The 8,857-nt window shown below is 72.1% G+C and carries 9 protein-coding genes; 2 read left to right on the top strand and 7 right to left on the bottom strand.

All coding sequences use genetic code 11. The features are described 5' to 3' along the window. Positions 1 to 37: 37 nt before the first annotated feature. From JHD21_RS17890 to JHD21_RS17875, 4 genes are all read right to left on the bottom strand, one after another. Positions 38 to 1,336 (bottom strand): dihydroorotase, encoded by a 1,299-nt coding sequence (locus JHD21_RS17890; protein ID WP_292677923.1) that lies wholly within the window; start codon positions 1,334 to 1,336, stop codon positions 38 to 40. Further along, on the bottom strand, positions 1,333 to 2,298 hold the full coding sequence (locus JHD21_RS17885) for an aspartate carbamoyltransferase catalytic subunit (protein ID WP_292677921.1): 966 nt from the start codon (positions 2,296 to 2,298) through the stop codon (positions 1,333 to 1,335). Before JHD21_RS17885 ends, JHD21_RS17890 begins: the two co-directional genes overlap by 4 nt. Further along, entirely contained in the window at positions 2,295 to 2,882 is a 588-nt protein-coding gene (pyrR, locus tag JHD21_RS17880; protein ID WP_292677919.1) for a bifunctional pyr operon transcriptional regulator/uracil phosphoribosyltransferase PyrR, read from the bottom strand. Before pyrR ends, JHD21_RS17885 begins: the two co-directional genes overlap by 4 nt. Before the next feature lie 529 nt (positions 2,883 to 3,411). Then, a complete protein-coding gene (locus JHD21_RS17875) occupies positions 3,412 to 4,578 on the bottom strand; it encodes a sulfotransferase (RefSeq protein ID WP_292677917.1) in 1,167 nt (388 codons plus the stop codon). 46 nt (positions 4,579 to 4,624) lie between these two features. Between JHD21_RS17875 and JHD21_RS17870 the strand changes: the two genes are divergently transcribed. Further along, the gene (locus JHD21_RS17870; protein WP_292677915.1) at positions 4,625 to 5,236 is read left to right on the top strand and encodes a TetR/AcrR family transcriptional regulator; all 612 of its coding nucleotides are present in this window, start codon (positions 4,625 to 4,627) and stop codon (positions 5,234 to 5,236) included. A 38-nt stretch (positions 5,237 to 5,274) separates the two neighbouring features. Further along, on the top strand, positions 5,275 to 5,841 hold the full coding sequence (locus JHD21_RS17865; RefSeq protein WP_292677914.1) for a hypothetical protein: 567 nt from the start codon (positions 5,275 to 5,277) through the stop codon (positions 5,839 to 5,841). A 6-nt stretch (positions 5,842 to 5,847) separates the two neighbouring features. Here the strand turns inward: JHD21_RS17865 and JHD21_RS17860 are convergent, their stop codons facing one another. From JHD21_RS17860 to JHD21_RS17850, 3 genes are read right to left on the bottom strand one after another with little or no spacing between them, the layout of a single operon-like run. Next, the gene (locus tag JHD21_RS17860; protein WP_292677912.1) at positions 5,848 to 6,651 is read right to left on the bottom strand and encodes a glucose 1-dehydrogenase; all 804 of its coding nucleotides are present in this window, start codon (positions 6,649 to 6,651) and stop codon (positions 5,848 to 5,850) included. 7 nt (positions 6,652 to 6,658) lie between these two features. Continuing rightward, a complete protein-coding gene (locus JHD21_RS17855) occupies positions 6,659 to 7,717 on the bottom strand; it encodes a hypothetical protein (protein WP_292677910.1) in 1,059 nt (352 codons plus the stop codon). 39 nt (positions 7,718 to 7,756) lie between these two features. Then, entirely contained in the window at positions 7,757 to 8,689 is a 933-nt protein-coding gene (locus JHD21_RS17850; RefSeq protein WP_292677908.1) for a hypothetical protein, read from the bottom strand. Positions 8,690 to 8,857 lie beyond the last annotated feature (168 nt).

Below are 8,857 nucleotides of genomic sequence, written 5' to 3'. Positions count from 1 at the left end.
GGTCAGGGGCGAACGTCCCCTCCTGGGGAGTCGCCGGTCAGGTGAGCTTGCCGTCGAGGACCGTCGCCCGGCCGCGCAGGAACGTCGCGACCACCTTGCCGGGCAGCTCCATCCCCCGGTAGGGCGTGTTGCGCGACAGGCTGGCGGACTCGGTCGGGTCGACCGCCCGGCGTACGGCGGGGTCGTAGAGCACCAGGTTGGCGGGCTCGCCCTCGGCGACCGGCCGACCCTGGTCGGTCACCCGCCCGATCCGCGCCGGCGCGTGCGACATCCGCTCGGCGACCCCTGCCCAGTCGAGCAGCCCGGGGTCGACCATCGTCTCCTGGACGATCGAGAGGGCGGTCTCGAGGCCGAGCATCCCGAACGCGGCGGCGGCCCACTCGCAGTCCTTGTCCTCGTGCGGGTGCGGCGCGTGGTCGGTGGCGACGCAGTCGATGGTGCCGTCGGCGAGCCCGGCCCGCAGCGCCGCGACGTCGGCGGCGGAGCGCAGCGGCGGGTTGACCTTGTAGATCGGGTCGTAGGTCGCGGCCAGGTCGTCGGTCAGCAGCAGGTGGTGCGGGCACGCCTCGGCCGTGACGTTCCACCCCTTCGACTTCGCCCAGCGGATGATCTCGACGGACCCGGCGGTGGAGACGTGGCAGACGTGCAGCCGGGAGCCGACGTGCGCGGCGAGCAGGCAGTCGCGGGCGATGATCGCCTCCTCGGCGACCGCCGGCCACCCGGCGAGGCCCAGGCGGCCGGAGAGCTCGCCCTCGTTCATCTGGGCGTCCTCGGTGAGCCGCGGCTCCTGGGCGTGCTGGGCGATCACGCCGTCGAAGGCCTTGACGTACTCCAGCGCCCGCCGCATCAGCACGGCGTCGCTCACGCACTTCCCGTCGTCGGAGAACACCCGAACCCCCGCCGCGGAGTCGGCCATCGCGCCGAGCTCGGCCAGCCGCTCCCCCGCCAGGCCCACCGTGACCGCACCGACCGGGCGGACGTCGCAGTAGCCCGCTTCCCGGCCGAGCCGCCACACCTGCTCCACGACGCCGGCGGTGTCGGCGACCGGCTCGGTGTTGGCCATCGCGTGCACCGCCGTGAAGCCGCCGAGGGCGGCGGCCCGGGTGCCGGTCTCGACGGTCTCGGCATCCTCGCGGCCGGGCTCGCGCAGGTGGGTGTGCAGGTCGACCAGCCCGGGCAGAGCGATGAGGCCTGCCGCCTCGATGACTTCGCAGTCATCGGTCATCGAGCTCGTCGAGATCTCCGCAGCGATCTCGCCCACCAGCCCGTCGCGCAGCACGACGTCGGTGGCGTCGCCACCCAGGATCGAGACACCCTTGATCAGGTACGTGGTCACTCTTCTCCTTCGGTCGCGCCGACGGCGGGCTCGGATCCGCCGAGCAGCAGGTAGAGCACGGCCATCCGGACGGCCACGCCGTTGGTGACCTGCTCGACGATCACCGACCGCGGCGAGTCGGCGACGTCCGCGGTGATCTCCATGCCGCGCACCATCGGGCCGGGGTGCATCACGATCGTGTGGTCCTGCAGCGTCGCCATCCGGCGGGCGTCCAGGCCGTAGCGGCGGCTGTACTCGCGCGGCGTCGGGAAGAACCCGCCGTTCATCCGCTCCCGCTGGACCCGCAGCATCATCACCGCGTCGGCCTTGGGGATCACTGCGTCGAGGTCGTACGACGTCTCGACCGGCCAGGACTCGATGCCGACGGGCAACAGGGTCGGGGGGGCGACGAGCGTGACCTCGGCGCCCAGCGTGCGCAGCAGCAGGGCGTTGGAGCGGGCCACCCGGCTGTGCAGGACGTCCCCGACGATCGCGACCCGCCGGCCCTCGAGCCCTCCGGGCTTGGACTCGCCCAGGTGCGTCCACATCGTGAAGGCGTCGAGCAGGGCCTGGGTCGGGTGCTCGTGGGTGCCGTCGCCGGCGTTGACCACGCTGGAGCGCACCCAGCCGGAGTGCGCGAGCCGGTGCGGCGCACCGCTCGACCCGTGCCGGACCACGACCGCGTCGGCGCCCATCGCCTCGAGGGTGAGCGCGGTGTCCTTGAGGCTCTCACCCTTGCTCAGGCTGGAGCCCTTGGCGGCGAAGTTGATGACGTCGGCCGACAGCCGCTTGGCCGCGGCCTCGAAGGAGATCCGGGTGCGCGTGGAGTCCTCGAAGAACAGGTTGACGACGGTGCGGCCGCGCAGCGCGGGCAGCTTCTTGATCGGCCGGTCGGCCAGCGCGCGCATCTCGGCGGCGGTGGTGAGGACCAGCTCCGCGTCGTCGCGGGTGAGGTCGGCCGCGCTGAGGAGGTGGCGCTTCACTGGCCGTCACCTTCGCCCTCGATGGTCACCGCGTCGACGCCGTCGGTGTCGGCGACCCGCACCTTGACCCGCTCGACCAGCGAGGTCGGCAGGTTCTTGCCGACGAAGTCGGCGCGGATGGGGAGCTCGCGGTGACCGCGGTCCACCAGGACGGCCAGGCGCACAGCTGCCGGCCGGCCGACGTCGTTCAGCGCGTCCAGGGCGGACCTGATGGTGCGGCCGGAGAAGAGCACGTCGTCGACCAGGACCACGACCTTGCCGTCGACGCCGCCGGCCGGGATGTCGGTCGGCATCAGGGTGCGGGCGGGCTTGAGCCGGAGGTCGTCGCGGTACATCGTCACGTCGAGCGAGCCGACCGGGACGTCGAACCCCTCCACGGCCGCGATCCGCTCGGCGATCCGCCGGGCCAGCGGGACCCCGCGGCTCGGAATGCCGAGCAGGACGAGGTCGCGGCCGCCCCGGTTGCGCTCGAGGATCTCGTGCGCGATCCGGGTCAGCGCCCGGGCGATGTCGCGGTCGTCGAGGACCGTGCGGCCGTCGCTGGACGGTGGGCTCTCGGGTGTCTCGGAAGGGCTCGCAGTCATGCGCGCTCCGACCTCCTTCTCCGCCTCACGGGACGGCTCGTTAAAGGATGTCGATCGCGGTCACCCTACCCCTCGCGCCCGGGCGACGTGCCCGCCGTCGTCGGCGTGGTGACCGCGTGAGTGCCCGTTCTTGGTGCTGGGCGTGGCGGCCGCGCGCGTACCCGACCGACGCTGTCGGTCGGTGCTCCGCGGGCGGCGCGCTCGACGACGCGGGACTCTGCTCAACTACTCCGCCCGCGCCGCCGCATGCCCCCGCCACCGGTGGCTCGCGACGCAGTTCGCCTGACAAGCCAAGCCTCCAGGCTCAGGCCCGTCCCGGTCGACGCGAACTGTGTCGCGAGCTTGGTCCCGGCCACCTCAACCGTCCCAGCCATCGCACGGGTCACTGCATCAGTCACCGGTGGTGCCCGCGCATGCGGGCGGCGGGGCCGGAGCCCTGCCGCTGAGCGCGCCGCCAGCAGGCCGGGCACCACGCCCAGCCCGAAGACCCGCCGACCGCACGGAAAGCACGCCCAGCTCACGAGGGTATCTACTCCGTCGACAGGCCGAACCGCTCGATGTAGGTGGAGAACTGCTCCCGGATCTTCTCGGGCACCAGGCCGTACTCCTCCGGCGTGTACGTGTGCAGGCCGTGCTTGCCCTTGGGGTTGTCGGCGATGAACGCCTGCATCGCCCGGGCGGCCTCGTCGGTCAGCTCCAGGTCGAGCGCCCGGTAGATGTCCTGGATGACTCCGAACTGGTCGGCGACGAAGTCGGTGAAGTACATGTCGTAGAACGACGCCTCGGGGAACTCCTGGGCGGCCCGGAGCTCCAGCGTCCGGGTGACCACCCGTTCGAGCCGCGCCGTCCAGTCCTCGGCGATCTCGAACGGGTCCACCTCGTCGCTGAACATCCGGCGTACGTGCGCGGTCAGGCTGGCGTAGGACGTCACCGACCGCACCGGGTCGCGGTGGGTGAACACGATCCGGGCGTCCGGGTAGACCCGCAGCAGGTGCTCGAGCCCCCACATGTGCGCGCCGGTCTTGAGCACCCAGCGGTCGTGGGCCGGGCCGCGGCTCTGCAGGTGCTGGAGCTGGTGGAGGTGGAAGTCGTAGACGGGCCCGAAGTCGGCCTGCTGGTCCACCCAGTCCATGTAGGTCGGCACCCGGAACTGGTTGTGGAACAGGGGCGTCACCATCGTCTCGCCCATGAGCACGACGCACTCCTGGGTGAGCTCGGCCCCGATCGGGTGCATCGCGCGGAAGATCCGGTCGCTCTCGGTCTCGTTCTCCGGCGTGGGCATCAAGGACGCCGCCAGGGCGATCCGCGGGTCGGTGCCGAACGTCGCCGCCTCGGGCGGCGGTGAGGGGAACATCGTCTCCCAGGTGAGCGGCGCGCGGCTGGCGGGATCCTGGGCGAGGATGTCGTGCAGGATCGTGGTGCCCGTCCGGGGGAAGCCGATGATGAAGACCGGGCGCTCGACCCGCTGCTCGGCGATCTCCGGGTACTTCTTGCGGTCCTCGACGTAGTTGAGCCGGTTGACCAGGTGCAGCAGGATCCGCTCCCGCGCGACGAGGTCACCGAAGTCGGTGAGCCGGGCCTCCTGCTCCAGGGCCTCGGTGAAGAAGGCGAGCGGGACGGTGAGGTCGTCGCCGGTGTCGGTGAGGCCGCCCGCACGCTGCGAGGCCTCCGCGAGCAGGTCGTCGGTGGTCGTCATGGCGGGACTCTGGACCCGATTGTGAGACTCTGTCAATATTGAGACTATGAATCATTCTCGGGTCCCGGGCCTCCGGGAGCGCAAGCGCGAAGCGACCCGGCTCCGGATCGCCACGGAGGCGGCCCGGCTCGCGACCGAGCGTGGGGTCGCCGGGGTGACCGTCGACGAGATCGCCGACGCGGCGGACATCTCGCGGGCCACGTTCTTCCGCTTCTTCGCCACGAAGGAGACCGCGATCGCCGAGGGTTTCAGCGGGCCCCAGGTCGAGCAGCTCCTCGAGGTCCTGCGCGCCCAGCCCGCCGAGCTCGCGCCGATGGCCGCGGTGGCGCAGAGCTTCCGCGACCTGGGCCAGCTCCTCGACGCGGACACCCGCGCGCTGGTCCTGGAGCAGGCGCGCATCGCCCGGGACTCCCCCGCACTCCAGGCCTGGATGGCCTCCGCGTGGCTGCACGACGAGGAGCTCGTGGCAGCCGTGCTCGCCGAGCGGCTGGACACCGACGTCCACGACCCGGATGCGCGGATGGTGGCCGCCGTGGCGATGGCCGCGCTGCGGACGGGCCTGGAGCGCTGGGTGGCCCGGGACGGCGCCGCCGACCTCGCCCTGCTCTTCGAGGACGCGCTGAGCGCCGTCCACTCGGGCGACCGGCCGCCCCGCTGACCTGACGTGCTCGGCGCGGATCTGCTATCAACCTCCCCATGACACGACGCCCCACACCCACGTTCCTGATCGCCGTCCTCGCCCTCGTCGTCGCGCTGGCCGGCGCGACCACCGCCGGCTACGCCGCCGGCAAGGCCGACGGCAACTCCCTCATCAAGAAGAAGTCGCTCTCGGGCAACCGGCTCAAGCCCGACTCCGTGACCGGCAAGCAGGTGGCGGAGAAGTCGCTGGGCACCGTCCCGACGGCAGCCCAGGCCGACCGAGCCGCGGTCGCCGACCGCACGCCCCTGTCCTCCGTCGTGCCCCTGGCGCCCGCCACGGGATGGACCTCCGGCGCGCCCGGCTTCGCCCCCGCGGGCTACCGCATCGACGGCTCCGGCCTGGTCCACCTCTCCGGAACCCTGTTGAGGACCTCCGGAGTCAGTGACCTGATGACCACGCTGCCGGCAGCGGCCCGCCCCTCGACCACCATCGACGCGCCGGTCATCACGTTCTCCGGCGCTGCAGGCGGCATCAGCATCGAGCCCAACGGCCAGGTCCAGCTGTTCGGTGGGGACGCCGAGTACGTCTCCCTCGAAGGCGTGGTGTACCTGCCGGCGTCCTGAGGTCCGTCAGCTCGGGCGCAGCGGCGGCGCCGGCGCGTCCACCGAGGGGCGCTCGGTGCCGCCGTCGACATGCAGCAGCTTGCCGGTGACCCAGGAGGACGCCGGCGAGGCGAAGTAGAGCGCAGCGGCCGCGATGTCCTCGGGAGTGCCCGGGCGCTTCATCGGGGTGTTGGCGTCGAACTCGCGCCGCAGGTCCTCGTCGGTGAGGACGACCTCGAGGCTCTTGGTGGCGACCCCGCCGACGCCGATCGCGTTGACCCGGACCAGCGGCGCCAGCTCGACGGCCAGGTTGCGGGTCATCTGGTTGAGCGCGGCCTTGCCTGCGGCGTACGCCACGAAGTTGTTGAGCACCAGGTCGGCGGACCGCGACGAGATGTTGACGATCGAGCCGGAGCCGGCGGTGTCGACCATCGCCTGCGCCGCGAGCTGGCTCATGAGGAACGGCTGGGTCACGTTGAACCTCATCGCGCGCTCGAAGAAGCCCTCCGAGGTCATCATCGCCGGTCGCGGTCCGGTGCCACCGGCGTTGTTGACCAGGACGTCGAGGCGTCCGTACGCCGACACGGCGGTGTCGACGAGCCGGGCCCGGTCCTCCTCGACCAGCACGTCGGTGACGAGGGCGAGGCCGCGGCGGCCGGTCTCCTCGATCCGCGCGACGACCTCCTCGAGGTCGGCCTGGGTGCGCGCGCCCACGACGACATCGGCACCCGCCTCGGCGAGGGCGATCGCGATGCCGCGGCCGATCCCCTGACCGCCGCCGGTGACGACGGCGACCTTCCCGTCGAGCCGGAACCGGTCGAGGATGCTCACCGCCCGGTCACCTGGCCAGGTGCGGAGCCGCACGACCGGCGATGAGCGGCAGGTCGAGGTAGGTCTTGATGCCGGGCTCGGCCGCGACGACGTACGGGATCGCGCTCACGCAGTGGTTCGCGGTCGAGACCACGCCGGGGTTGCGGACCAGCCCCTCCGCGATCGTCTCGGGCTGGAGCCCCTTGAAGGTCAGCTTGACCGAGGGGTCGCCGGTCACCTCGACCTCGAACCGCTCCCCCTCGGGGCCGATCTCCCAGGCGGGGTCGAGCGCGCCCTCGCCCATCAGCCAGTTCACGGTCGCGGTCACGACGGGTTGGCCGCGGACGGTGGCCTGCCAGCTGAACCGCTGACCCGCGACGAGCCCGGGCTCGATGACGCCGATCGGCGACTCGATGGGTGCGGTCGCCACCGCGACCTCGTGCAGCGTGGTCAGCTCCGGGTCGATGTCGAAGCCCATCTCGGCGGCCACCATCCGGACCGACTGCTTGAACCCGCCGCTGAGCAGGCCGACGATCATGCCGCCCCTCGCCTCCTCGGGCGTGGCCCCGAAGGCCATGATGTGGCGGACCACGTCGGGGGCGTCGTAGGTGCGGATGTCGGAGAACTCCTCGGACCGCACGTGGGTGGCACCGGCCGAGAGAGCCGACACCATGAGCGGGAACCGCTCGGTGATCCCGCCCGGGTGGATGCCGGTGCCGTGCAGCGTGGACCCACCCTCCTCGCAGGCAGCGAGCAGGGCGCCCGTGGTGGCGGGGTCCGGGTAGACCCAGCCCACCGGTGTCACGACGTTCTTGCCCGCCCTGAGCAGGGCGACGACCTCGTCCTCGTTGGGCATCAGCGGCGAGTAGACGACGCAGTCCGCGTCACCGTCGAGGATCTCCTGCTGGCTGGTCGTCGCCAGCACGCCCACCGGCTCCCCGCCGATGATCTCGCCGACGTCCACCCCGTGCTTGGCCTCGCTGTGCACCCAGGCACCGACGAGCTCGAGCTCGGGGTGCGCGAGCACGTCCTGGATGGCGGCCTTGCCCACGCCCCCGGTGGCCCACTGGGCGACTTTGATCGTCATGGACGGAACCTAGAACACGTTCTAGTTCCGCGTCTACGTCTACAGCGCGGCCGCCATCGCCGCACAGGCCCGCAGCCAGGACCGCCGGGTCGCCTCGGACAGCTGGTTGTAGGGCAGCACCGACCCCGCCACCAGGGCCGGGTCGTACGGCACCCGGAAGACGCCCCGGGTCCGCTGCTGGTAGACCTCGACGAGGTCCTCGGCCAGCTTGTCGTCGACCTGGGCAGACGGGTCCGACAGCACGGTGATCGTCTTGTACTTGAGGTTCTGGTAGCCGGCGTCCTGCAGCGCGTCCAGCATCCACAGACCGCTGTAGCCCGTGTCCTCGCGGACCGTCGAGGTGACCACGAGGAGGTCGGCGGCGTCGGCGGCGGCCAGCCAGTTCTCGGCCCGCATGTTGTTGCCGGTGTCGACCAGGATGAGCCGGTAGAAGCGCTCGAGCAGGGTGTGGATCGCGTTGAAGTCGTCGGCGTGGATCTGGCCCGTGACGTCGGGCCTCTCGTCGGAGGCGAGCACGTCGAAGTGCGCGTCGCCCTGGGACCGGACGAAGGCGCCGAGGTCGCCGATCCGCGACTGGTAGACGTCCTTGAACCGGCCCAGGTCGTCGAGCAGCTCGCGGGTCGTGTTGCGGTGGTTGCTCCTGCTGCCTCGGATCCCGAGCGTGCCGCGGGTCTCGTTGTTGTCCCAGGCGATGACCCCGCCCCCGCGGACCGTCCCGAACGTGTAGCCCGCCGCCAGGACACCCGTCGTCTTGGCCGCGCCGCCCTTGGGGTTGATGAACGCGATCGTCCGTGGACCGTCGAAGTCCCGCTGGATGGTCGCCCGGTCGTTGGCGTACTGCCGCTCGGCGGGGCCCATCCGGGGCGTGATCAGGCCGCCGGTCATCCGGCGGACGGCGCCGCGCCAGCCCCAGGTGGCCGGGCCGAGGTCCTCCTGCTCAGCCCGGCGGTCCAGGAAGTCCGAGGCGGTCATGAACCGGCGGACCTCGGGCTCGGTCGGCGGCTGCTCGGTCGCTGGGACGGTGACCGCCGGGGGTGCCGGTGGCCGGACCGCCGGCACCGCCGAGGGCGGCGGGGCGGTCGGCCGCGGCCCGAGGGTGGGCGGCGCGGACGGTGCGGGCGCCGCCGGCGAGGGCGGGGA

This window comes from Nocardioides sp., assembly GCF_016462705.1.
In the GTDB taxonomy this organism is placed as follows: Bacteria; Actinomycetota; Actinomycetes; order Propionibacteriales; family Nocardioidaceae; genus Nocardioides.
This window is presented reverse-complemented; position numbering and strand designations above follow the sequence as displayed.